This is a genomic window from Micromonospora sp. NPDC005291 (assembly GCF_040607415.1).
Lineage (GTDB): Bacteria > Actinomycetota > Actinomycetes > Mycobacteriales > Micromonosporaceae > Micromonospora.
In genome coordinates this window covers 1-23,542 of record NZ_JBEXGR010000031.1, presented here as the reverse complement: position 1 = coordinate 23,542, position 23,542 = coordinate 1, and the positions used below count along the sequence as shown (strand labels likewise).

Annotated in this window: 25 protein-coding genes; 11 read left to right on the top strand and 14 right to left on the bottom strand. The window is 71.4% G+C overall.

What is annotated here, in order from left to right; translation table 11 throughout:
- Position 1 precedes the first annotated feature (1 nt).
- On the bottom strand, positions 2 to 475 hold the full coding sequence (gene soxR / locus ABZT18_RS29150; protein ID WP_354997722.1) for a redox-sensitive transcriptional activator SoxR: 474 nt from the start codon (positions 473 to 475) through the stop codon (positions 2 to 4).
- Positions 476 to 522: 47 nt separating this feature from the next.
- On the opposite strand from soxR, the gene ABZT18_RS29145 reads away from it, so the two are divergent.
- Together ABZT18_RS29145 and ABZT18_RS29140 are read left to right on the top strand one after the other, a co-directional pair.
- On the top strand, positions 523 to 1,218 hold the full coding sequence (locus ABZT18_RS29145; protein WP_354997723.1) for a transketolase: 696 nt from the start codon (positions 523 to 525) through the stop codon (positions 1,216 to 1,218).
- Positions 1,219 to 1,223: 5 nt separating this feature from the next.
- Positions 1,224 to 2,117, top strand: a complete 894-nt coding sequence (locus ABZT18_RS29140) for a transketolase (protein ID WP_354997724.1) — start codon at positions 1,224 to 1,226, stop codon at positions 2,115 to 2,117.
- Here the strand turns inward: ABZT18_RS29140 and ABZT18_RS29135 are convergent.
- Entirely contained in the window at positions 2,103 to 2,810 is a 708-nt protein-coding gene (locus ABZT18_RS29135) for a glycosyltransferase family 2 protein (RefSeq protein ID WP_354997725.1), read from the bottom strand. The two genes, ABZT18_RS29140 and ABZT18_RS29135, sit on opposite strands and share 15 nt — an antisense overlap.
- A gap of 129 nt (positions 2,811 to 2,939) precedes the next feature.
- Here ABZT18_RS29135 and ABZT18_RS29130 point away from each other — a divergent pair, with 129 nt between their 5' ends.
- Both ABZT18_RS29130 and ABZT18_RS29125 read left to right on the top strand, forming a co-directional pair.
- Entirely contained in the window at positions 2,940 to 5,204 is a 2,265-nt protein-coding gene (locus ABZT18_RS29130; RefSeq protein ID WP_354997726.1) for a glycosyltransferase family 39 protein, read from the top strand.
- Positions 5,205 to 5,441: 237 nt separating this feature from the next.
- Positions 5,442 to 7,043: a ricin-type beta-trefoil lectin domain protein gene (locus ABZT18_RS29125; RefSeq protein WP_354997727.1), complete on the top strand. Its 1,602-nt coding sequence runs from the start codon at positions 5,442 to 5,444 to the stop codon at positions 7,041 to 7,043.
- A 39-nt stretch (positions 7,044 to 7,082) separates the two neighbouring features.
- Here the strand turns inward: ABZT18_RS29125 and ABZT18_RS29120 are convergent, their stop codons facing one another.
- The 6 genes from ABZT18_RS29120 to ABZT18_RS29095 all read right to left on the bottom strand — a co-directional run bounded on the left by ABZT18_RS29120 (position 7,083) and on the right by ABZT18_RS29095 (position 12,829).
- Complete coding sequence (locus tag ABZT18_RS29120; protein ID WP_354997728.1) at positions 7,083 to 7,667, bottom strand: hypothetical protein; 585 nt, start codon at positions 7,665 to 7,667, stop codon at positions 7,083 to 7,085.
- Between the two features lie 56 nt (positions 7,668 to 7,723).
- Complete coding sequence (locus ABZT18_RS29115) at positions 7,724 to 9,178, bottom strand: HAMP domain-containing sensor histidine kinase (RefSeq protein ID WP_354997747.1); 1,455 nt, start codon at positions 9,176 to 9,178, stop codon at positions 7,724 to 7,726.
- Positions 9,179 to 9,197: 19 nt separating this feature from the next.
- On the bottom strand, positions 9,198 to 9,890 hold the full coding sequence (locus tag ABZT18_RS29110) for a response regulator transcription factor (RefSeq protein ID WP_354997729.1): 693 nt from the start codon (positions 9,888 to 9,890) through the stop codon (positions 9,198 to 9,200).
- Positions 9,891 to 9,974: 84 nt separating this feature from the next.
- Entirely contained in the window at positions 9,975 to 10,487 is a 513-nt protein-coding gene (locus tag ABZT18_RS29105; protein WP_354997730.1) for a hypothetical protein, read from the bottom strand.
- A gap of 111 nt (positions 10,488 to 10,598) precedes the next feature.
- A complete protein-coding gene (locus ABZT18_RS29100; protein ID WP_354997731.1) occupies positions 10,599 to 11,597 on the bottom strand; it encodes an aminoglycoside phosphotransferase family protein in 999 nt (332 codons plus the stop codon).
- A gap of 59 nt (positions 11,598 to 11,656) precedes the next feature.
- Complete coding sequence (locus tag ABZT18_RS29095) at positions 11,657 to 12,829, bottom strand: acetyl-CoA C-acyltransferase (RefSeq protein ID WP_354997732.1); 1,173 nt, start codon at positions 12,827 to 12,829, stop codon at positions 11,657 to 11,659.
- A 118-nt stretch (positions 12,830 to 12,947) separates the two neighbouring features.
- Between ABZT18_RS29095 and ABZT18_RS29090 the strand changes: the two genes are divergently transcribed.
- Positions 12,948 to 13,382, top strand: coding sequence for a PH domain-containing protein (locus ABZT18_RS29090; RefSeq protein ID WP_354997733.1), 435 nt, complete (start codon positions 12,948 to 12,950; stop codon positions 13,380 to 13,382).
- A 7-nt stretch (positions 13,383 to 13,389) separates the two neighbouring features.
- On the opposite strand, the gene ABZT18_RS29085 is transcribed toward ABZT18_RS29090, so the two are convergent.
- Together ABZT18_RS29085 and ABZT18_RS29080 are read right to left on the bottom strand one after the other, a co-directional pair.
- On the bottom strand, positions 13,390 to 14,301 hold the full coding sequence (locus tag ABZT18_RS29085) for a rhomboid family intramembrane serine protease (RefSeq protein ID WP_354997734.1): 912 nt from the start codon (positions 14,299 to 14,301) through the stop codon (positions 13,390 to 13,392).
- A gap of 100 nt (positions 14,302 to 14,401) precedes the next feature.
- Positions 14,402 to 14,932: a peptidylprolyl isomerase gene (locus ABZT18_RS29080; RefSeq protein WP_354997735.1), complete on the bottom strand. Its 531-nt coding sequence runs from the start codon at positions 14,930 to 14,932 to the stop codon at positions 14,402 to 14,404.
- 84 nt (positions 14,933 to 15,016) lie between these two features.
- Between ABZT18_RS29080 and ABZT18_RS29075 the strand changes: the two genes are divergently transcribed.
- Positions 15,017 to 15,793 (top strand): hypothetical protein, encoded by a 777-nt coding sequence (locus tag ABZT18_RS29075; protein WP_354997736.1) that lies wholly within the window; start codon positions 15,017 to 15,019, stop codon positions 15,791 to 15,793.
- 95 nt (positions 15,794 to 15,888) lie between these two features.
- Here the strand turns inward: ABZT18_RS29075 and corA are convergent, their stop codons facing one another.
- The 4 genes from corA to ABZT18_RS29055 all read right to left on the bottom strand — a co-directional run bounded on the left by corA (position 15,889) and on the right by ABZT18_RS29055 (position 19,513).
- The gene (gene corA / locus ABZT18_RS29070; RefSeq protein ID WP_354997737.1) at positions 15,889 to 17,037 is read right to left on the bottom strand and encodes a magnesium/cobalt transporter CorA; all 1,149 of its coding nucleotides are present in this window, start codon (positions 17,035 to 17,037) and stop codon (positions 15,889 to 15,891) included.
- Between the two features lie 315 nt (positions 17,038 to 17,352).
- Entirely contained in the window at positions 17,353 to 18,447 is a 1,095-nt protein-coding gene (locus ABZT18_RS29065; RefSeq protein WP_354997738.1) for a PLP-dependent aminotransferase family protein, read from the bottom strand.
- A 106-nt stretch (positions 18,448 to 18,553) separates the two neighbouring features.
- Complete coding sequence (locus ABZT18_RS29060) at positions 18,554 to 19,012, bottom strand: ester cyclase (protein ID WP_354997739.1); 459 nt, start codon at positions 19,010 to 19,012, stop codon at positions 18,554 to 18,556.
- Positions 19,013 to 19,117: 105 nt separating this feature from the next.
- Positions 19,118 to 19,513 carry a CBS domain-containing protein gene (locus ABZT18_RS29055; protein ID WP_354997740.1) on the bottom strand — a complete coding sequence of 132 codons (396 nt, stop codon included), beginning with the start codon at positions 19,511 to 19,513 and terminating at the stop codon, positions 19,118 to 19,120.
- A 113-nt stretch (positions 19,514 to 19,626) separates the two neighbouring features.
- Here ABZT18_RS29055 and ABZT18_RS29050 point away from each other — a divergent pair, with 113 nt between their 5' ends.
- The 5 genes from ABZT18_RS29050 to ABZT18_RS29030 all read left to right on the top strand — a co-directional run bounded on the left by ABZT18_RS29050 (position 19,627) and on the right by ABZT18_RS29030 (position 23,403).
- Complete coding sequence (locus tag ABZT18_RS29050) at positions 19,627 to 20,076, top strand: NUDIX domain-containing protein (protein WP_354997741.1); 450 nt, start codon at positions 19,627 to 19,629, stop codon at positions 20,074 to 20,076.
- Positions 20,073 to 20,840 carry a hypothetical protein gene (locus ABZT18_RS29045; protein ID WP_354997742.1) on the top strand — a complete coding sequence of 256 codons (768 nt, stop codon included), beginning with the start codon at positions 20,073 to 20,075 and terminating at the stop codon, positions 20,838 to 20,840. The genes ABZT18_RS29050 and ABZT18_RS29045 overlap by 4 nt, the downstream gene beginning before the upstream one ends.
- A 79-nt stretch (positions 20,841 to 20,919) precedes the next feature.
- Positions 20,920 to 21,651: a phosphocholine cytidylyltransferase family protein gene (locus ABZT18_RS29040; RefSeq protein WP_354997743.1), complete on the top strand. Its 732-nt coding sequence runs from the start codon at positions 20,920 to 20,922 to the stop codon at positions 21,649 to 21,651.
- Entirely contained in the window at positions 21,639 to 22,706 is a 1,068-nt protein-coding gene (locus ABZT18_RS29035; protein WP_354997744.1) for an iron-containing alcohol dehydrogenase family protein, read from the top strand. The genes ABZT18_RS29040 and ABZT18_RS29035 overlap by 13 nt, the downstream gene beginning before the upstream one ends.
- Entirely contained in the window at positions 22,681 to 23,403 is a 723-nt protein-coding gene (locus ABZT18_RS29030; RefSeq protein ID WP_354997745.1) for a CDP-alcohol phosphatidyltransferase family protein, read from the top strand. Before ABZT18_RS29035 ends, ABZT18_RS29030 begins: the two co-directional genes overlap by 26 nt.
- Positions 23,404 to 23,542 lie beyond the last annotated feature (139 nt).

The following is a 23,542-nucleotide window of genomic DNA, read 5'->3' as shown; positions in this document are numbered from 1 at the left end:
GTCAGGCGGGCGCACCCGCCGGGCTCGGGTTGTCCGTCGGTCGGGGCAGCATCAGGCGGGCACCCGGCCCCTCGCCGGCCAGCGCGTCCCCTGGGTTGTTGAGCGTGCAGCGCTGCAGGGACAGGCAGCCACAGCCGATGCAACCGTCCAGGTCGTCACGGAGCTTGGTGAGCAGGCGAACCTTCTCGTCCAACCGGCTCCGCCAGCTCGCGGAGAGCCGCGCCCAGTCCTGCGGGCTGGGCGTGCGCGCGTCGGGAAGCGAGTTCAGTGCGTCGCGGATCTCGTCCAGCGAGACGCCGACCTGCTGGGAGATCCGGATGAAGGCGACCCGCCGCAGCTCGGAGCGGGCGTACCGGCGCTGGTTGCCGCCGGTACGGTCGGCGCGGATCAGCCCGAGTCGCTCGTAGTAGCGCAGCGCCGACGGCGCCACGCCGGAGCGGACGGCCAGGTCGCCGATCGTCAGTAGATCCTGCATCACCAGGTCCTTGAGTTGAAGTGCACTTCAACTCACACAGTAGTGACATGGCCACCACACTGACCACCGACACCGGCTCCCGGCTCCCCGGGCTGATCCGACGACTGACCGGCGACGAGAAGCACGCACCCAGCGCGCACTCCACCATCGACGTGCTCCAGGTGCTCTACGACCGGGTGCTGCGCGTCACCCCCGACACCGCGGACGACCCGGAGCGGGACCGGTTCCTACTCTCCAAGGGCCACGGACCGGCCGCCTACTACGCGGTGCTCGCCGCGCACGGCTTCATCCCCGACGCCTGGCTCGACGACCTGGCCGGGCCGGAAAGCCGGCTCGGCCATCACCCGGACCGACTGCTGGTGCCCGGGGTCGAGATCGGCTCCGGCTCGCTCGGCCACGGGCTCGGGCTGGCCGTCGGCACCGCCCTCGGGCTGCGGGCCCAAGGACTGGTCAAACCCCGGGTGTACGCGCTGCTCGGCGACGCCGAACTGGACGAGGGATCCAACCACGAGGCGATCGCGTACGCGGGAGCGACAGGTCTGGAGAGCCTCACCGCGATCGTGGTCGACAACTCGTCGGCCACGCACGGCTGGGCAGGCGGCATCGCCAGCCGGTTCACCGTCAACGGCTGGACCGCCGACACCGTCGACGGCCGGGACCACAACGCCCTGTACCCGGCGCTGACCGGGCACCAGCCACGACGGCCACACCTGGTGGTCGCCCGCATCGACAGCAAGGGATGACCATCATGCGTGCCGCCTTCATCGACACCACCACCGCGCTGCTCGACGAGGATCCACGCACCGCACTCGTGCTGGCCGATATCTCGGCCAGCCAGTTCGCGCCGGCCGGTCACCGGCACCCGGACCGGGTGCTCAACGTCGGCATCCGCGAACAACTGATGATCGGTGTGGCCGGCGGGCTCGCCCTGACCGGGCTCCGCCCGATCGTGCACTCGTACGCGACGTTCCTGGTCGACCGGGCGTACGAGCAGATCAAGTTGGATCTGGACCATCAGGGCGTGGGCGCGGTCCTGGTCAGCATCGGCGCGTCGTACGACGGGTCGAAGGAGGGCCGGACCCACCAGTCGCCTGGGGATGTGGCGCTCTTCGACTCTCTGGGCGACGGTTGGACGGTCCGTGTGCCCGGCCACCCGCACGAGGTCACACCGTTGCTCCGTAACGCGGCCACCACCGACGATCCGGTCTACCTGCGGCTCAGCGAGCAGCGCAACACCCAGGCGTACCCGGACGCCGACCGGCTACGGGTGCTCCGGCAGGGCGGGACAAACGCGCCGCTTGTGGTGGCTGTCGGGCCGATGCTCGATCCCACGCTGGCGGCGACCGAGGGGATGGACGTGACGGTCGCGTACACCCACACTCCCCGGCCGTTCGACACGCCGGGGCTGCGAGCGCTCGCCGGGACCGACGTGGTGCTGGTCGAGCCGTACCTGGCGGGAACGTCGAGCGCGGTCGTCAGCCACGCCCTGGCGGACGTGCCGCATCGGCTGCTGGCTCTGGGAGTGGGTCAGACCGACCTGCGACGGTACGGCGATCCGGCTGATCACACCCGGTGGCACGGCCTGGACGCCGACGGCCTGCGGCGGTCGATCAGCGCGTTCCTGGGATCAGCGCGCGGCTGAAGCGGCGGGACGGCGGCGGGCGCGCTCACGACCGAGGATCCAGATCGCCTCGACGCCGTCCTTCCAGGTGATCTTCTTGCCCTCTTCACGGCCACGCGCCCGGTAGCTGATCGGCACCTCGTACGGCCGGATCCGCTGGCGCAGCAGCTTGCCGGTCACCTCGGCCTCCATGCCGAAGCCCCGCGAACGCACCTCAAGCGACCGGTAGAGCGCCACCGGCATCAGCTTGAAGCAGGTCTCCAGGTCGCCGATGTACGAGTTGAACAGCACGTTGGCCGCCATCGTGACGCCCTTGTTGCCCATCACGTACCAGAAGCTGTAGGCGCTGTGGCTGCCGAAGGTGCGATTGCCGTAGACCACCGTGGCCCGCCCGTCGAGCACCGGGGCGAGCAGCTTGGGGATGTCCTGCGGGTCGTACTCCAGGTCGGCGTCGAGGATGACCATGTAGTCGCCCTCCGCGCTGTCGACAGCCGTCTTGATGGCCGCACCCTTGCCGGCGTTGCGCTGGTGGGTGACGACCCGCAAGCGAGCGTCGTCGGCGCGACCGAGGACCTCACCGGTGCCGTCCCGGCTGCCGTCGTCGACGACGATCAGCTCGATCTCGCAGGGATAGTCAACCGCCAACGCCTGCTTGAGGGCATCCGCGATGCGTTCTTCCTCGTTGTAGACCGGCATCAGGATCGAGAGCTTCACGGGAATCTCCACGGTGGCGACAGCAGGTCGGCGACAGCCTAGCCTAGCCTGGCTGGTTGGCCCACCGCCTGCCCCCACCGTCGGGCAGTCGGCGGGGCGGCCTCAGCCGGATGGTGTTTACTTCCGGCCATGTCGGCTGCCGGCTCCCTGCTCGCGGCGGTTCCTGCCGCCGCGGTGCTCCTGCTCACGGTCGCCACGAGGCCACGCGAGGTGGGTGCGGTGGCACCGCTGCGGCTCGCCGCGGTGCGCGCCGTACTGCTCACCGGGGCGTACGCGGTGCTCGTCGTCGAGGTACTCGGCGCGTTGCACGCGCTGACCCGGCCGGCGTTCGTCGCCGCGTGGCTGCTCTTCCTGGCCGCCGCCGCGACAGCAGCCGGTCTGCGGTGGCGGGCGACCCGACTCGCGCAGCCGTCCACCGCCACGCCGCGACCGGTGCCGGTCGGCGCCGTGGTGTCCGGTGGCAGCCCCGAGACATCCGCCCCGGCCGCCGAACGCGATGCGGCCGGACCCGATCCCACGCCGACCCGGGCCGGTCGGGGACCCTCCGGCCTGCTCGCCGTGGCGGTTCACGCCTGGCGTACGGCGGGTCGGGGCGAGCGGCTGCTCGCCGGGACGGTCGGCGGGCTGGTCCTGGTGGAGTTGCTCGTCGCGCTGCTGGCCGAGCCGAACAACTTCGACTCGCAGACGTACCACCTACCCAAGGTGGAGCACTGGGTGGCCCAGGGCGACCTGGATTTCTGGCCCACCGCCATCCACCGGCAGGTGACCATCCCGCCCGGAGCCGAGTATCTGCTGCTGCACCTGCGTCTGCTCACCGGCGGGGACCAACTGCACAACCTGGTGCAGTGGGCTGCCGGAGTGGTCTGCCTCCTGGTGGCCGCACGGATCACCGCGCAACTCGGTGGCGGCCGACGGGCTCAGTTGCTCACCGCGTTCGTGCTGGCGACCACGCCGATGGTGGTGCTCCAGGCGACCAGCACGCAGACCGACCTGGTCTGCGCGGCGTGGGTGGTCTGCGCGGCGACCCTGGTGCTGGACGGGCTGCGTCGGCAGACCGGCTGGGGCACGCTGCTCGGACTGGGGGCCGCCACGGGGCTGATCGCGGTGACCAAGACCAGCGGTCTCATCGCGGTCGGCCCGCTGCTGGTGCTCTGGGGGTTGGCCCAGCTCCGGCTGGCCCTGACCGATAGCGCGACCCGGGCGGGCGCTGGCCGGGGTCGGCCGGTCGGCCGAATGGCGCGCACGGTCAGCGGTTCGGTGCTGATCCTGCTGGTCGCGGCCGTGGTGGTCGGCCCGTTCCTCGCCCGGGTGACCGTCGAGTTCGGGCATCCGCTGGGACCACCCCGGCTACGCGAGTCGATCCCGATGGAACGGCACGATCCGCCGTCGATCCTGGTCAACATGCTGCGAATCGGGCACACCGCGTTCGACACGCCGCTGGCACCCCTGCGCCGAGCCGGTGCCGAGGCGATCATCGACGGCGCGGGCGTGATCGGGGTCGACCCGCAGGACCGGGCGATCACCTTCGGCCGGGAGATCTTCCCGGAGCCGGCCTGGTATCCGGACGAGGACCGGGTGGCGTTTCCCCTGGCCGGGGCACTGGCGGTGATCGGCGCGCTGGTCGCGATCGCCCGTCCGCGCCGGATCGACCCCGGGCAGACCGGTCCGCTGCGTGCGTACGCGGTGGTGGTGCTGACCACCGTCCTGCTGCACACCTCGATGATCAAGTGGCAGCCGTGGGGCAACCGGCTGATCCTCTACGCCCTGGTGCTCGCGGTGCCACTGGCCGGGCTCTGGCTGGACGCGCTCCTCCGCCGCCACGCCGACGCGGCCGCGAGCACGGCCGGGACAGCGGGCACGGCCGGGACAGCGGGCACGGCCGGGACAGCGGGCACGGCCGGGACAGCGGGCACGGCCGGACGGGCGGGGCGACGGTCGGTGGCCACGCTGGCGGCCGTCACCGTGCTGGCCACCTCGGCGCTGGCCGGGGTACTCGCGCTGTCCTACGGCTTCCCACGACGGCTGGTCGGCGACGGCTCGGTCTTCACCACCTCGGACTGGGACACCCGGTTCCTGCGGCGCCCACAGTGGGCCGACGAGTTCCGCTGGGCCGCGTCGGCGGTTCGCTACAGCGGTGCCCGACGGATCGGGCTGGTGCAGCAGAACGACAACTGGGAGTACCCGTGGTGGCTGCTGCTGCGGCAGCCGGATGGACGCTCGCCGGAGCTGGTGGCGTTGCAGTCGGTGCTGCCGGACCGGCCGCCGGCCGACCCCTCTTCGGTCGACGCGATCGTCTGCACCGGCAGCCAGCCGGCCTGCGCGAAGCTTGTTCCGGCCGGCTGGCGGCTGGAGTTCCGCGGCTACGTCGGCTACGCGCTACCGCCCGGCCGGTAGCAGTGATCGACACGGTGTCGGCGATAGCGGGGTGTCCTGCTGGCCCGGATACCCCGCTATCGCCGACCTGGAGTCGATCAACCAGGCCATCGTGCCCCCGGCCGCCCGGATAGTCCGATCCGGGCGGTTCTGCATCCGGCGCGCAAGAACCCGAGACGCATTCACATCCATTGATCGGCACGTTACCTTCTGGTAACTCAATCGACGTCCCGCGATTGAGCCGAAAGGAGTGCGTCGATGCCTGCTATCCCCGCCGGGCCCGAACGCGCGACCCGACGGCGGGCCATCACCGTCGCCGTCGCCGTCGCTGCTCTCGTCCTGCCGATGCTCGCCGGAACGGCCGCCCCCGCGGCCGCTGCCGACCGGCCGACCGTCCAACCACTCCCCGCCAACCTCGAGGCCATCCGGGCCGCCGAGGCGACCGCCCTCTACGGCAGCTCCGCGATCCGCCCGATCGAGCAACGCCGCACCGCGTTGATCACCATGGGCGACAGTCAGATCTCCGGGGAGGGGGTCGGCAACTACGTGCCCGGCACTCACCAGGATGGCAACTGGTGCGACCGCTCGTACGACCAGGCGGTGTTCCGCACCGGCATCCCGTCGGACACGCGTTACAACATCGCCTGCTCCGGCGCCACCCCGTGGAACCTCATCGCCGGTGGCCCCACCCAGCACAACGAACTGAACCAGGGCGACTATCTGGGGATCAAGGCGCGCAACACGCACGTGAAGCTGATCTGGGTGGTGGTCGGCGCGAACGGCGACGGCACCATCCAGTTCGGTCCGGTCGCCACCGACTGCGCGATCGGCCGGGTCTTCCTCCAGGGCACCTGCTACTCCACCTACACCGACCAGTGGACGATCCGCACCGACGGCAGCCGCCGCGCGGTGGCTGACGCCCTCACCGACATCCGACGGACCATGACCAACGCCGGCTACCTGCGGTCCGACTACGAGCTGGCGCTCATGTCGTACCCGAGCCCGGCCAGCCCGGACGTGGAGGACAACCCGAACTTCCCCGGCTGGTACTCCGGCGGCTGCCTGCTCTACCTGGCTGACGCCGCGTTCGCCCGGAACAAGGCGGTGCCGTTGTTCGAGTCGGCGCTGCGCGCGGCGGCCACCCAGACCGGCACCCGCTATCTGGACGCCAGCAGGCTTTTCCACGGCCACGAGGTGTGCACCGACAACACGTCGGTCCGCGGCCTCAACATCGAGATTGGGATCTGGAACGAGAACGCCGCCCGGCAGTCGTTCCACCCCAACGCGCGGGGGCACGGCATGTTCGCCCAGTGCATCACCCAGTTCTGGAACTCCGGGCAGAACCAGGCCACCTGCGTCGACCCGGCCAGCACCGGCAGCGGTGTGCTCTACTCCGGCCTGATGCAGTTCAAGCAGTTGCGCAACCTGGCGACGAACACCTGCGTCGACGGTAAGGGCTACGACTCCCGCAACGGCACCGCCCAACAGTCGTACGGCTGCCACGGCGGGCGCAACCAGGGCTTCTGGTACGACTCGGCCCGGCGGTCACTGCACTCGGAGCTGTCCCACGACCGCTGCCTGGACGTCTCCAACAACTCGATGACCGCCGGCACCGCGGTCAACATCTACGACTGCAACGGCACCGCCGCCCAACAGTTCGTCTTCGTCGGCAACCAGATCAAGCCGGCCAGCGCCAGCAACCTCTGCGTGGCGTTCGACAACCCGTCGTCGGGCACTCCCCGGCTGCGGCTGGCCACCTGCTCCACCAGCACCCGACAGCAGTTCTCGTTCGAGGCCCGCACCGCCGCCAACCCGGTCGGCTACGGTCACGACGACTTCATCGGCTCCCGCGTCTACTGACGAAGGAAGGGGCCCTGGCGTCGACCAGGGCCCCTTCGCTCACTTGGCGCGGGGGATGAGGATGAGCCGAGCCACGCCCTTGTCGCCGTCCTTAGCGCCTGCGACACCGAGCTTCGCGCCGACCTTGACCTCGCTGGGCTGCACGGTGGCGCGACGCTCGACGACCCGCAGGTCGTCGCCGAAGGTCCACGTCATCGTGAAGCCGTCGGTGGACTTGACGGTCATCGAGTCGCCGTCGATCGCGGTCACCTCGCCGCGCTGCACGGCTACGGTCTTCGTACCGTCCTTGGTCTGCACCACCGCCTCACCGTGCAGGGTGTTCTTCCGCAGCAGCACGCGGGCCTGGCGGCGCTTGCGCCACTCCTCGCCGCGCTTCTCCCGCGCGCTGGGGGAGGCACCCGGCGCCGGGGTGGCCGGCGCAGCGAGGGTCTGCACGTCCAGGTCGTTCGCGTCGAAGCCCATCGCGGCCAGTGCCTGGCCCTCCACGCCCATCGCGGCGGCGACCTCGACAGCGGCCTCCCGGGCGGGCTGGCTGGCCACCTCGGCCGCACCGCAGCCGCTGACACCGAGCGCGACCGCCGCGAGCAGTGCCGTGGTGCCGGTGGCGATTCCCCAACGTGACATGGTTTTCCCTCTCGTCCGTGGAGCCCTCAGCATTCCTTCCGACGACGAGCGGAGCGTCAGGCCGATGTTCGGGCCAGGTAAGGATCCCCGGGCAGCCGGACCGTGAAGGCGGCGCCGCCCTCCGGTGCGTGCCCCGCAACGATCTCCCCGCCCAGCCGGCGGACCAGCCCGGCGGCCAGCGCCAACCCCAATCCGCTGCCCACCTTGCGCACTCCCCGGTAACGCTGGTGCAGCGCACCGCGTTCGAACGCCACCGCCAGGTCGTCGTCGGTGAAGCCGGGTCCGCCGTCCCGGACCTCCAACAGCCCGCCGGAGGCCGGGCCCGCGCCGGTCGGCCGGACCGCGAGCACCACCGGCGACCCCGGGGGTACGACGCGCAGTGCGTTCTCCAACAACCCGTCCAGCACCTGCCGGATCCGCCCCGGATCGGTGTACGCGGGCACCGGCTGACCGGGCATCTCGACCCGGAACGGCACGCCCACCGCCGCGCACCGGCCGGACCAGGTCGGCTCCGCGTCCATGGCCAGCCGGGTCAGGTCCACCGGCACCGGCTCAAGGGGGAAGTCGGCGGCCTCCAGCCGGGCCAGCGCCAACAGGTCACCGATCAGCCGGTCCAGGTGTTGGGCCTCGGCCAGCACCGTCCGGCCGGTCTCGACCGTGTCGTCCGCGCCGAGCACCCCGTCGGCGAGCGCCTCGGCGTAGCCCCGGATCGCGGTCAGCGGGGTGCGCAGTTCGTGCGACACGGAGAGCAGAAACTCCCGCTGTCGCCCCTCGCTGGTGGCCAGTGCGGCGGCCAACCCGTTCAACGCCTCGGCCAGGTCGGCGACTTCGTCGGGCGGCTCGACCGGCACCCGGACCGCACGGTCGCCGGCACGTAGCCGGGCGGCGGCGTTGGCCGCGACGCGGATCGGCCGGGCCAGCCGACGGGCCAGCAGCAGTCCGGCCACCACACCGGCGGACAACCCCGCCAGGAGCGGCAACCAGAGGCTGAGCAGCACCCGGGCCCACAGCCCGTTTGCCGAGGGGCGGGAGAGCACCACCCCGTTGCCGTTGGGCAGTGCCCGGCCCTCGACCAGGGCCCGTTCGCCGTTGACGGGGCGGCGGACCGACACATTGCGACCCTGCTCGATCCGCTGCACCACCCGGGGTGGCAGACCTGGCCGGTCGACCGTCCCACCCCGGATCAGGTACGCGTCGATGCCCTGGTTGCGCAGTTGCTGGATGAGCCGCTCCTCGTCGGCGCTGCGACCCCGGTCCAGTCTCGTCCGCAGCACCTCGGCGGCGAGCCGGGCCTGCGCGGCGAGCGCCTCCTGATCGCGTCGCTCCGCGCCACGGATCGCCAGCGGCACCGCGACGATCGCGGTGACCAGCACCGACACCAGCGCCACCGCGCAGGTGACCAGCACCGCGCGGGCGGTCAGCGTACGGCCGAACCGGCTACGTCGAGGTGCGGCCGGCGGACTGGCGCCGACCACCGGCAAGGTCATGGTCGGCGAATCGGCACGCGGCATCGGCTGCTGGGCAGGGTTGTCAGGCATCGACTGCGTACCCCACGCCGCGATAGGTCCGGATCACGCTGGCCGGGCCGAGCTTCGCCCGCACCTGCGCGACGTGCACGTCGACCGTGCGGGTGCCGGCGTGCGCCGCGTAGCCCCAGACCCCGGCCAGCAACTCCTCCCGGGTGAAGACCCGGCCGGGCCGGGCCATCAGGTGGGCCAACAGGTCGAACTCGGTGGAGGTGAGCTGCACCGGGGTGCCCGACGCGGTGACCGTTCGGCGGGCCGGGTCGAGCGTCACCGGGCCGACGACGCGCGGCCGGTCCGCGCCCTCGGGGCCGCCGGCGGAACGGCGCAGCACGGCGCGCACCCGGGCGACCAACTCCCGAGGGCTGAATGGCTTGGTGACGTAGTCGTCGGCACCCAGTTCCAGGCCGACGATCCGGTCCACCTCGTCGTCCCGGGCGGTGAGGAAGATGACCGGGGTCCAGTCACCGGCCTCGCGCAACTGGCGGCAGATCTCGGTGCCGGGCAGGCCCGGCAGCGCGATGTCCAGGACGCACGCCACCGGACGCAGCCGACGGGCGGCGCTCAGGCCGGCCGCACCATCCCGTTCCAGGTGGACACCGAACCCGTCACGGGTGAGGTACAGCCGGACCAGGTCGGCGATGGCCGGCTCGTCCTCGACCACGAGGACGAGCCCGCGGTGCGGCGGTTCGACGGTCACCGGCCCATGATTGCCGACCTGGTGGGCTCGGGGCGATCGGTGCGTGTTCGAGTTCGGTAAAGGCGATGCAAAGCCCGTGGAGCGTCAGCTCACGACGGCAGGGCGGAACACACTGGGCCGCGCGGCGGCCGGCGCGTCGCCGATGGTGGCGACGATCCGTTCGCGGGGCGTCCGCAGGCGGGTCCGGAACGCGTGGTTGAGCAACGCGTCGAGCTGCCAGACCCTCTTCGGGTGACTGGTACGGATCAGGAACCGCTCACGGATCCCGTCGATCGCGGTGGCCGCCAACTCGACCGAGTGCAGCCGGGGGTCCGGGCTCCAGGTGACGTTGCTCAGCTCGCGCAGCTCGGTGTTGAGGTGCAGGCGCAGTCGGTGCAGCAGTCGGGTCTGCTGGGTCACCACCAGCCTGCGGTGGGTGAGCAGCAGTAGGTAGTCGCCGGTGACCGGGCGGTCGGGGCGGCTGCAACGGGTGACCAGGATGGTGGCGTCACCGGAGCCGACGCAGCGCCGGAAGACCGGCATGTGCCGGCTCACGGTCTGCACGGCCAGGCCAGCCTCAGCGGCGGCCGGAAGGAACGTTCGGGAGAAGACGTCCATGACCTGCCCAACGACCTCCCCAGCGGGGTGACGTGGGTCACGCCGGCTTTTTGGAAGTTCCACGCGGCGGGTCGCACTGCCTGTCCGACTTCCGACTCGGACGGATCATGGTCAGGAGTCGGGCGGGAACAGCTCCTCCAGCCAGCCGGGGACCGCGTCGGCGTACCCGGTGCGGGACTCGTCGACGGTGTCCAGGGCTCGACGCCAGGAGAGCGACCGGCTCACCGGGCCCAGGCTGATCGCGAGGTCGGCGGCCTCGACGAGGGTCCGCCGGTCGTACCGGTCCGTCCACGCCTCCAGGTAGGCGTCGCGCAGCCGAGCCAGCCGGGCGTCGTCGGCTGCCAGCTTCTTGGCGTACCGGATCGAGCGCAGGGTCACCAGCAGCGTGCCGAACGGGTGCGCCACCGAGGCGTCACCCCAGTCGAAGTAGCGGTACCCGCCCCGACCTGCAAAGACGTTGCCGTCGTGCAGGTCGTCGTGTTGCACCGTGGCCGGAACACCGAGGTCGGCGAGCCGGCGGCACCGTTCGGCGTACGACGGCACCTCGGCCCGCAGCCGCTCGTACATGTCCGGGCTGAGCCCGCCCTCGCCACCGATCAGCAGCGACTCACGATCGTCGAGCAACCCGGCGAACAGCCCGGCCAGCACTTCGGGGCGGTGGTCCGGCACGCCCAGGGCGACCATCTCGTCGGCACGCGGCGCGGTGGCCAGCTGGAGCGCGGCGTATCCGGGCAGCGCCCGCTCCCAGTGCGCCAGGTCGGGGTCACGCCCCAGCACGTCGCGCAACGACTCGCCGCCGTCGGGCAGCAGCGACCAGCCCTCCTCCGGGTCCACCGCGATCGGTGTCAGCACCCGCTCGGGCGTCAGCTGGGCGAGCGTCGCGATCAGGACGGCCTCGTGCACCGTGCCCGGGTTGTTGGCCTTGAACCAGACCGGGCCGTCGTCAGTGGGCACCCGCCAGACCAGCGACCAGGGACGCACCCGGGGCTCCACCAGCCCGGTCACCCGCCGGCCGGTCCGGCTCAGCTGCGCGTCGACCCAGGACCGGGCCCGCACCTGCCACTGCTCGCTGGACCAGTCGGGGGCGCGCTCACCGGCGATCGTCGTCACGCTCGGCACCATAGGCGGCCCTCCCGGACCGGGGCGAGGTGTTTTCCCGGCCGGGGGCGTCAGACCAGCTCGACGATGGTGGCGTTGGCCATGCCGCCGCCCTCGCACATGGTCTGCAGGCCGTAGCGGATCCCGTTGTCCCGCATGTGCTGGAGCATGGTGGTCATGATCCGGGCACCGGAGCCGCCGAGCGGGTGACCGAGGGCGATCGCCCCGCCGCGCGGGTTGAGCCGCTCCGGGTCCGCCTCGGTCTCCGCCAGCCAGGCCAACGGCACCGGGGCGAACGCCTCGTTCACCTCGTACACCCCGATCTCCTCGATGCCCAGCCCCGCGCGGCGCAGCGCCTTCGCGGTGGCCGGGATGGGCGCGGTGAGCATGGTGACCGGGTCGTCGGCGGCGACCACGGCGGTGTGGATCCGGGCAAGCGGCCGCAGGCCGTGCCGGCTGGCCCACTCGGAGGTGGTCACCGCGAGGGCCGCGGCGCCGTCGGACATCTGGGACGCGGACCCGGCGGTCACCACACCATCGGCGCGGAACGGGGTGGTCAGCTCGCCGAGCTTGTCGAGTGACGTGTCCCGGCGGATGCCCTCGTCGGCAGCGAACTTGCCACCGTCGGCAAGCGGCACCGGCGTCAGCTCCGGATCGAAGGCGCCGGCGTCCTGCGCGGCGGCCGCCTTCTCATGGCTGGCCAGCGCGAACTCGTCGAGCTGCGTACGCGAGAGGCGCCACCGCTGAGCGATCAGCTCGGCGCCGACCCCCTGGTTGAACGGCAGTGGCGCGTCGTCGGCGAAGCCCTCCACGCCCCGGTAGCGGCCGCGCAGCTGGTCGCTGAACGGCATGCCGCCGGCCACGCTGGAGCCCATCGGCACCCTGGTCATCGACTCGACCCCACCGGCGACCACCAGATCGGCCTGACCGGAGAGCACCGTCGCGGCGGCGAAGTGCAGTGCCTGCTGGCTGGAGCCGCACTGCCGGTCCAGAGTGGTGCCGGGCACCGTCTCGGGCCAGCCGGCGGCGAGCACGCCGTTGCGGGCGATGTTCCACGATTGCTCGCCGACCTGGGACACGCAGCCCCAGAAGACGTCGTCGACCTGGGCCGGGTCGAGCCCGGTGCGCTCGGCGAGGGCGCGCAGCACGTGCGCTGAGAGATCGACCGGGTGGACACCGGCGAGGCTGCCCTTGCGCCGTCCAACCGGAGTGCGTACCGCGCCGACGATGACCGCGTCACTCATGTTTACTCCCCGGTAACTTGGGCTTTCCCGATCCTACGTCGTCCATGGACCGATCGTCCGCCCAGCCGTCGAGGTGCCCGCACCCCCGACGCCCGGCTGCCGCTGGCATGCTGGGCGGGTGGATGAGACTTCCCCGGTGCGGCAGTGGCGGGTGCCGGCGAGCCTGCCCGCGGTGAAGCTGGTCGGCGCGGCCCTGCTGGTCGCGCTCGGGCTGCTCCTCGCCGACGGCGACCCGGTCCGGCTGGCGCTGGCCGTTCTGGCCGCCGCCGTGCTGGCCGGCTGGGCGGTACGCGACCTGGTTGTGCCGGTCCGGTTGGCGGTGGACCCGACGGGGCTCACCGTTGTCCGCGGGTTCGCGAGCCGGCGGCTGCTGCCCTGGTCGGCCGTCGAGGCGATCGCCGTGGACCGTCGGCCACGGTTGGGTCTGAGCAGCGAAACCCTGGAGATCGACGCGGGCAGTTCGCTGCACCTGTTCGGCCGGTACGACCTGGGGGCCACCCCGGAAGAGGTGGCCGCCGAGCTACGTGCCGTCCGCCCGGACACGGCTGAATAGCCCTCGATCAGCCGAGCAGTTGGGTGGTGCGGAAGAGGACCAGCGCGAGCAGGATCAGCAGGATGATCGCGCCACCGGCGACCTGCACCAGCGTGCGTCGGCTCCGCGGCGCGTACGCGAGCACCAGCGCCATCGCCCCACCGACCACCAGGCCACCCAGGTGCCCGGGGATCGAGATGCCCGGCACGGCCAGCGTGAACACCAGGTTGATCACCAGGATCGGGATCACCTGCGAAATGTCCCGGCCCATCTTGCGCTCGATGATGATCAGTGCGGCGAAGAGACCGAACACGGCGGTCGACGCGCCGGCGGTGGCCGAGTTCTGGGCACTGAACACGTAGGCGGCCACGTTGCCGCCGAGGCCCGCGATCAGGTAGAGCGCGGCGAAACGCACCCGACCCAGGTTGGCCTCCAGCGACCGCCCGAGCACCCACAGCGCCCACATGTTGAGCAGCAGGTGGATCACGCCGTAGTGCAGGAACATCGCGGTGACCAGGCGGTACCACTGACCATCGGCGATGCCGCCGAGCGTGCCGTCGGGGAAGACCGCCAGCCCGAGCACCGACCCCCAGTTGGTGAGCGGCGTGCTCCCGCCCATCAGACCGCCGAAGCCGGAGCCGCCCACCGCCGCGTCCCCGCCCCGGTCGGAGGCGATGGAGAGCAGCATGAGCAGCACGTTCAGGGCGATCAGCGCCTTGGTGACGTAGCCGTGCCGGCCGGCCGTACCGCCACCGAAGGCGGTACGCGCCGGCCGGATACTACGACGTCCCTCGTTGACGCACTCGGGGCACTGATGCCCGACGGACGCCTCCCGCATGCAGTCCGGACAGATCGGCCGGTCGCAGCGGGTGCACCGGACGTAGGTCTCCCGGCCGGGGTGCCGGAAGCAGACCGGAGTGGTCGGCGGCGACTCGCTCACCGGGCCGACCCTCCGGCCGCCACCGCGCGGTCCACCGGCGTCAGCCGGTGCGGTGCTCCCCAGCGCTCAATCATGCGAGCAAAGGTACCTCGCCGGCCGATCAGGCAGCAGACCGCTCGATCTCGACCCGCTCGATGACGACGTCCTGGAGGGGACGGTCGCTCGGGCCGACCGGGGTGTTCGCGATCGAGTCGACCACCTTCGCCGACTCCTCGTCGGCGACCTGGCCGAAGATGGTGTGCCGGTTGTTGAGGTGCGGCGTCGCGGACACGGTGATGAAGAACTGCGAACCGTTGGTGCCCGGTCCGGCGTTCGCCATCGCCAACAGGTACGGCCGGTCGAAGCGCAGGTCCGGGTGGAACTCGTCGGCGAACTTGTAGCCCGGCCCACCCCGACCGGTGCCGGTCGGGTCGCCCATCTGGACCATGAAATTCCTGATCACCCGGTGCGAGATGGTGCCGTCGTAGTACGGACCACTGCCCGGCTGACCGGTGCTCGGGTTGGTGTACTCCCGGTTCCCCTCGGCCAGGTCGATGAAGTTGCGGACCGTCTTCGGAGCGTGGTTCGGGAAGAGCTCCAGCCGGATCGGGCCAGCATTGGTGTGCAAGGTGGCGTAGACAGCCTCGGCCACGGGTACTCCTCACTCGTTGGTCAGTTCCATGCGGATCCTCCCATGTGCCCGATCTGGCATCGCGGAGGCATCCGAAGGTGGAGGATGACGAAGGAACAACTCCCAGGAGGTAGGACCGTGTTTGGAATCGGGCGGCGTAAGTCCCAGGGGCAGTTGGCCAAGGCCGAGCTGAACCAGAGCATCAGCCACCTGGTGCAGGCAGCCAACCACGCCGCCAAGGGCGCTGGCGCGACCGTCGGTCCGCGCGTCCAGGTGGCCCGGGGCTACGTCGGGCCGGCTGCGACGAAGGTGCGCGACCGCGCGTCGACCGGCTGGGGGACGACACTCACCACGCTGGCACCGCTGGCCGCGGTGGCCCGTGACGGCGCCGCGCAGGCAGGGCCGCTCACCAGGAAGGCCAGGTCGAAGAACATGCGGATCACCGGCAGGAAGAAGCAGCCGCGCCGTCGCGGCTCGATGATGACCGGCCTGTTGGCAGCGGGTGCCATCGCCGGCCTGGCTGGCGCGGTCGCCCTGCGCCGCCGCCGGGAGCAGCAGGAGTGGGCCGAGTACGACCCGACCCGCACCCTCGAGCCGATGCGCGACGAGGTCGACTCGATCGAGGTACGCACGCCGACCGCCACCAAGGGGACTGACGGGTCCGCCATGACCGGCACGGCGGGGATGACCGGTGCCGGCAGCTCGGCGGTGGCCGGCGGCGACAGCGCCAGCACCACCGGCGCGGCCAAGCCGGGCGGCGTCCGGCCGACCGACAAGGTCCCCGCCGTCGCCGAGGGCGCCAAGGACGTCTCCGGGCGTCCGGCCGACGACCTCACCAAGGCGCTGGGCAAGGACACCGCCCGCACCAACGGGCGCCGCTGACCGCAGCGGTCACGGATAAGCGCCGGCGAGGCGGGGGTCACCCCGCACCGCCGGCGCTTCCACGTCCGGTGGTCCGACGACGCCGGGCCGGCCGGTCAGAGCCAGCCGTTGCGGCGGAACCAGCGGTAGAGAGCCAGGGAGACGCCGAGCATCAGGGCCAGTACGACGGGATAGCCGTACGTCATCGTCAGCTCGGGCATGTTCTCGAAGTTCATCCCGTAGATCCCGGCGATGGCTGTCCACACGGCGGCGATGCCGGCCCAGGCGGCGATCTTGCGCATGTCGTTGTTCTGGTCGACGGTGACCTGGGCCAGCCGCGCCTGGAGGATCGAGTTCAGCAGGTCGTCGTAGGAGTTGACCTGCTCCACGGTGCGGCTCAGGTGGTCCTGCACGTCCCGGAAGTAGCGGCGGATCTCCTTCGGCACGTCCCGGTTGACCTGCGAGGTCAGCGTCATCATCGGCCGTTGGAGCGGCACCACGGCCCGCTTGAACTCCACCAGCTCGCGCTTCATCTGGTAGATCCGCTGGATCCGCCCCTGGCCGTTGCGGTCGAAGACCTCGGCCTCCAGCACGTCCAGGTCATCCTCAAGCTGGTCGGCGACCTCCAGGTAGAGGTCGACCACCCGGTCGGTCACCCCGTACGCCACCGCCCACGGGCCGTGGAGCAGCAGGTCCTGCTTGGTCTCCAGATCGGCGCGGATCGGTGCGAGCCGGCAGGCATCCCCGTGCCGGACGCTGATCACGAAGTTCGGGCCGATGAAGAGCATCACCTGCCCGGTCTCCACGACCTCGGAGTTCTCGGTCAGCTCAGCGTGCTCGCAGTATCGAGCGGTGCGCAGCACCAGGAAGACGACGTCGCCGAACCGCTCCAGTTTGGGGCGCTGCTCGGCCTTCACCGCATCCTCGACGGCGAGCTCGTGCAGCCCGTACGTCTCCGCGATGGCGGTCATCTCGGCAAGCTCCGGTTGGTGCAGACCGATCCAGACGAAGCCGTGGTCCTCGCGGGGGGCCGCGGCCAGGGCGTCCGCGTACGTCCAGTCGCCGGGTTGCCGCTTGCCGTCGACGTACAGCGCGCAGTCGACCACCGCGCTGCGGTCGGTGCCAGCGGCGGGCGGGACGGGCGGCGAGCCGTCGGCGTTGAGGATCCGGGTCATCGCCCGGACCGGGGAGGGCCACGCCCGGGGTCGCAGGACCCGACCGGTGGTCGACGGTTCCGTCCGGTCCCGCTTTGTCCGATCCGTCATCGCGTCACCTCCCGCGCTCAGCTGCGGCTTGCAGGCTACGCCGACTGCGGTCGAGGCCACGTGTGACGGCTGTCGCTTGGGGGCGACGCCGGGCGGGCCGGGCCGCATCGGGGGGTGCGGGGACGACACGGCCCACCCGGCGCCTGTGGGGGCGGGGGTTGTGCTGCCGCGTCATCCTGGTCGCGACCAGCCCGGAGGCCAGGCGGTCAACTACGTCTGACGGGTGACGCTTGCAGCATTGTGGGCCGCCGGCCGCCCGGGCGGGAGTCCCGGGACGGCCGGCATCGTCGTTCTGTCAGGAACCCGACAGATGAATCAGCTGCGGACGGCCTGGACGGCCTCCGCGAGCCGGCGTACGCCCTCGTCGATCCGGTCGGCGGTCACCGCCGAGAAGGCCAGCCGAAGGGCGTGCCGCCCACCATCCAGCACGAAGTCGCTGCCCTTGACCACGGCGACCCCGCGCTCAGCCGCTGCCGGGGCGAGCTGGTCGACCAGCACGTCCTCCGGGAACTCCACCCAGAGGAAGTAGCCGCCGTCGGGCTCCACGAACCGCGCCTGCGGCAGGTGCCGGCGCAACGACTCGGCGAGTATCCGGGACCGTTCGCCCAGCGCCGCCCGGACGGTCTCGATCGAGCGGTCGATGTCACCGGAGACGCAGAACTGGTGCACGATCGCCTGGGACACCATCCCCGGCGAGATGTAGAGGCTGGTCGCGTTCTTGGCGATGGAGGAGATCAGGTCGGCCGGGCCGATCAGGTACCCGACCCGGACACCCGGGCAGACCGTCTTGGTGAAGCTCGACGCGTGCACCACCACGTTGCGGGTGTCCAGCGAGAGCATCGACGGCAGCGCCTCGCCGCGGAAGCGGATGTCCGCGTACGGGTCGTCCTCGAAGATCGTGAACTCGTACTCGGCGGCCAGGTCGAGCAGCTCCCGACGCTTCTCCTCCGAGAGTGTCATGCCGGCCGGGTTCTGGTAGTTCGGGATGACGTGCGCGAGCCGGGGGCGGACCCCGGACTCCAGCAGCTTGCGCAGCTCGGCGGTGTCGAGGCCGTCCGGCTGGACGGAGATGCCGTGCAGCTCACTGCCCATCCGCTGGAGGTTGAGCAGCGTCCGGTCGTACGTCGGGCGTTCCACCACCACCGCGTCGCCGGGACGGACCAGGTGGTCGAAGAGGAACGCGTCGGCCTGGAGCGACCCGTTGGTGACCAGCACCTGGTCGGCCTCGACCCCGTGCTTCTCGGCGATCCACTTTCGCAGCGGAAGGTAACCGACGGAGGTGCCGTACGCCGTCACCCCTGCGGGGTCGGCGTCGAAGGCGCGTACGGCGGCGGCCTTGAGCCCCTCGACATCGACGATGTCCAGCGAGGGAGCCCCACGGGCAAAGGAGATCAACTGCTCGGCGGTCATGGATGTTGAGCGTACGGGCGGCGGCGGGGGACGCGCGGACGGCACGGCGATGTCCGCATCCTGAGCCACCGGGTCGGGTGACCCGACTCCACCGGTCGGCGGCAGATCAGACCGGAAGGGCGAGCGCGTCGTGCTGCGCCGACCGGGAAAGTCCCTCCAGCTGCACGCCGAGCGCATCGAGGAGCTGGCTCCAGTCGAAGTAGGAGCGCCAGGCGATGATGCGACCCTTGCGGGCCCGAACCACGTCGGCCACCTCCCAGCTCACCGTCCGGCCGGTGGGCGCGACAGTGCCGTACGGCGAATGCAGTGTGCCGGTGTGGGTGCCGGTCAGGCGCAGTTCCACGGCCGCGCCACCGCCCGTGCGCACCGCGCCCAGCGGGTCGAGCCGCAGGTCCGGGAAGGCGCCGGTCCAGGTCCGCAGCAGCGCGGGCAGCTCGATCGGACGGACCGTCACGCCCGGCATGGCGTAGAACGCCTCCGGGGCGTAGAGATCCGGCAGACGGGCCACGTCCCGACGCAGGAGCATGGCGTACTGCTGCTCGACCAGGCGCTCCGCGTCACGCATCGGGCCCTCCCCCGCGGGCTCACGGCATCTCCGCGCCCGCAGGGGATCCCTACCCGCCTGTTCAGCCGGGCACACCTTGCGCGCGCCGAGATTCCGGCCCGCCGGTCAGGTCGCGGCGATGGCGGCTTGGTCCTCCGCCCAGACCCGCATGATGTCCCGGACAGAGATCACCCCGGCCACCTCTCGGCCGTCCAGCACCACCAGGTGCCGGAACCCGCCCCGGGCCATCGCGGCGGCAGCCTCGGCCACCGTCCACTCCGGGCCCGCGTAGACCACGTCCCAGGTCAGGTGGGCGCCGGTGCGTTCCACGTCGCAGTCCAGGCCAGCGCCGATGGCCTTCAACACGTCGCGCTCGGTCATGATCCCGACCCCCTCGGAATCCGGGTCGATCACGACCGCCGACCCGACACCGCGGGCCGACATCATCCGGGCCGCCTGGCGGAGCGTGTGCTCCGGACCGACGACGAGGACCTGGCTGGACATCGCATCCCGTACCTGCATCACGCATCACCCCTTTGGGACGGTGGCATTCGGTACCGACATGGTGGGCTGTGGATGTTTCCGGGACAAGGCCGAACATCGCCGTTACACCTGGCGCTCGCTACTGTCGAACGGTGTCCACCGAGCCCTTGCGCTGCGCCGGCGCGCTGATCGTCGACCACGACGGCCGCATCTTCTTTCAGCGCCGCTCGCCGCACCGACGCCTGTTTCCCAACTGTTGGGACATCGTCGGCGGTCACCTGGAGCCCGGTGAGGAGATCGACGAAGCGCTCAGCCGGGAAATCACCGAGGAGACCGGCTGGTTTCTCTCGCACGTCCTCGGCCAGGTGGGTGAGTACAGCTACGTCGGCAACGACGGCCTGGCCCGGATCGAGCACGACTTCCTGGTCCGCGTCGACGGCGACCTCGACCGCCCGACGCTGGAGGCCGGCAAGCACACCGAGTACCGCTGGCTGGCCGAGCACGAGGTGACCGTGCTGGACGAGCACCGTGACGTCAACGACGGGCTGATCCGGCGGATCGCGGAAGAGGGCTTCGCCGTCCTGCGGTCGATCGGTCTGTGAACACCGTCGAGCTGTCGCCGCACCGGTTCGCCGGGCTGCTCGCCCCGGCCGTGGACCGGACCTTCCGCGCCGGCATGCTGGCCGGCCGCGACGGTGGCGGCGCCGAGCTGACCCAGAGGTACGGCGGAGTGGCGGCGACCGGCTTCCTGGTCGATCTGCGCACCCGGCTGGCCGCACCCGGTGGCACGGTCGACGGGCCAGGGTTCGCCGCGATCACCCGGTACCACGATCCGGCCGCCTGCCAGCGGGCCGTGGACAAACAGGTGGCGTACGGGATGCTCTACCGCGACCCGGACGGCTCGCTCTGCGCCACCGAACGGGGTACGGCCTACCTCACCGAGCTGTACCAGGTGCACGCCGAGGTCACCGAGGAGCTGTGGGCGGGGCACGACGAGCGGGTGTCGCGGCTGGTGGCAGCGCTCGGCCGGCTGCTGTCGTACGCCCTGGTGCTGGCCGACGAGGAGGGGGACCGGGGCGGCTCGGCCTTCGTCGCGATGGCACCCCCGTACGAGCCGGACGGCACCCCGTCGGGTGTGCTGCTGCTCAACCGGCTCGGCACGCTGCGCTACCACCGGGCCGACGCGCACGCCGCCGCCTGGGCCGCAGCCGGGCACACCGCATCGAGCGTCGCCGCCCTGCCCGCCGGCCCCGAGCGACTCGCCATCGAGCTGGAGACCGACCGACGGGCGGCCGGCCCGTACGCCGCGCTCGGCGCGGAGGAGCGGCTGACCATGCTCGCCGACCTGGCGGCGTTACCCGGCTGACCCGGTTGACCGGAGCGGCACTGCCACCCGGCGCTATCCTCCAGCGGTGACGGGGAGCAGGACGAGGGAGGATGTCGCGATGATCGGAATGGTGCTCGCGGCCGGAGCAGGACGCCGGCTGCGCCCGTACACCGACACCCTGCCGAAGGCATTGGTGCCGGTGGACGGCGAGACCACGATCCTGGACATCGCGCTGGGCAACCTCGCCGAGGTCGGGCTCACCGACATCGTGATCGTGGTCGGCTACGCGGCGGACACGGTCCGCGAGCGGCAGGCCGACCTGGAGAAGCGGTACGGGGTCACGCTCACCCTGGTGCAGAACGACAAGGCCGAGGAGTGGAACAACGCCTACTCGCTCTGGCTGGCGCGCGAGTACTTCGCGCGAGGGGTGCTGCTGGTCAACGGCGACACCGTGCACCCGGTGAGCGTGGAGAAGACCCTGCTCGCCGAGCGCGGGCCGGGCATCCTGCTCGCCGTGGACACACTCAAGCCGCTGGCCGAGGAGGAGATGAAGACCACCTTCGACGCCGCCGGCCAGCTCACCCGGATCACGAAGATCATGGACCCGGGCGAGGCGTACGGGGAGTACATCGGCGCCACGCTGATCGAGCCGCAGGTCGCGGACGCGCTCGCCGACGCCCTGGAGACGACCTGGCGGCGTGACCCGAACCTCTACTACGAGGACGGCTACCAGGAGTTCTCCGACCGGGGCGGCGAGGTGCGGGCGGCGCCGATCGGCGATGTCCCGTGGGTCGAGGTCGACAACCATGCCGACCTGGCCCGTGCGCGGGAGATCGCGTGCCGCTACTAGCGCGGAGCGTCCTGACCCCGCTGCACATCGACGTGCGCCGAGGGGCGGTCGCCGACCTCGGTGCGATCCTGGCCGACGGGCGGATCTCCTCCGGCGGTGACGTCGCGGTGGTGGTCGGCCCAGGTCAGGGTGCCCAGATCGCGGAGCTGATCCGACCGTCACTGCGGACGGCCGACGTGTTCACCGTCACCGGGGGGACCCTGGACGCCGCCGACGACCTCGGTGGAAAACTCCGCGCCCGGTCGTACGACGCGGTGGTCGGGATCGGCGGCGGCAAGACCATAGACGTCGCCAAGTACGCGGCCACCCGACGAGGGCTGCCGATGGTGTCGGTGGCGACCAGCCTCGCCAACGACGGGATCGCCTCCCCGGTGGCCAGCCTCATCACCGACGGGATCAAGGGTTCCTACGGGGTGCACATCCCGATCGGGGTGATCGTCGACCTGGACTTCGTGGACAGCGGCCCGGACCGGCACAACCGCGCCGGCATCGGTGACGTGATCAGCAACATCAGTGCGCTGGCCGACTGGGAGCTGGCCCGCCGCGTACGCGGCGAGCCGGTCGACGGGCTGGCCGCCTCGCTGGCCCGGGCGGGCGCCGAAGCGGTGCTCAACCACCCCGGCGACATGACCGACGACGCGTTCGTCACCGTGCTGGCCGAGGCGTTGATCTCCAGCGGCCTGGCGATGGCGGTTTGCGGCACCAGCCGTCCGTCCAGCGGCGGCTGCCACGAGATCATGCACGCGGTCGACGCGCTCTTTCCCGGCACCGCCTCACACGGCGAGCTGGCCGGTCTGGGTGCGCTGTTCTGCACCTGGCTGCGCGGGGATCTGCGCCGCTTCGGGGAAATGTCGGCCTGCCTGGCCCGGCACGGTCTGCCCCGACTCCCCGCCGAGGTGGCGCTCACCGACGACCAGTTCGTGGAGGCGGTGCAGTTCGCCCCACGTACCCGGCCGGACCGGTACACCATCCTCGAACACCTGGCGCTGTCGCCTACCGAGACGCGGGAGCGGCTGGCAGACTACGCCGGTGCAATCCGCGACCAGCTTGGCTGACCCCCGTCCCACCGTCGCCGACTTCCACCGGGTGAACCGGGGCGGCGGCCTGTTCAGCGAGTCGATCAGCCAGTGGCTGGGCGCCGTCTTCGCGCTGGTCGCCCAGCGGCTCGGGCTGCGCCCGACCGCGCTGACCCTCACCAACCTGGTGCTCGGGCTGGCCACCTCGGTCACCGTGGTGGCACTCGCTGGCCCGGTCGCCGCCGGCGACGTACCGGCCTGGGTGGTCGGTCTGCTCGCCCTGGTCGGCTGGCAGGTGGCGTACTCCCTGGACTGCGCCGACGGGCAGTTGGCGCGGGTGACCAACCAGGGCAGCGCGGCCGGCGCCCGGATCGACATCCTCTGCGACGTGGCCGCGCAGATAGCCCTCGTGGCCGCCCTGGCCGCCACCGCGGTGGCGCAGGAACCGTCGACCCCGACCTGGCTGGTGGCGACCTTCGCGGGCACCTGGATGGTCAACCTGGTCACCTCGGTGATGCAGGCCGGCCCCAACGCGGCCAGCATGGTCACCTCGACCTCGCTGCCCGTCCGCCTGGTGAAGCTGGTCCGCGACTACGGTGCGGTGATCTTCGTGGCCGCCCTGGTGCTGGCCGTGGCCCCCGCGCTGGTCCTCTGGGTGATGGTCGCGTTCACCATCGTCAACGGCGGTTTCCTGCTCGCCAGCATCGCCTTCTCGGCCCGCGCCTCTCTCCGCTGACCGCCCCCACCCCTGAGCCGCGTCGATCTAGGGAAGATTGCTGTTAGTTGATCTCCAACAACAGCGATTCGCCCTAGATCGACGCCGTCGTGGTCCGGGTGATCCTCGTGCCGCCGTTCACCGGCTCCAACTCGAACAG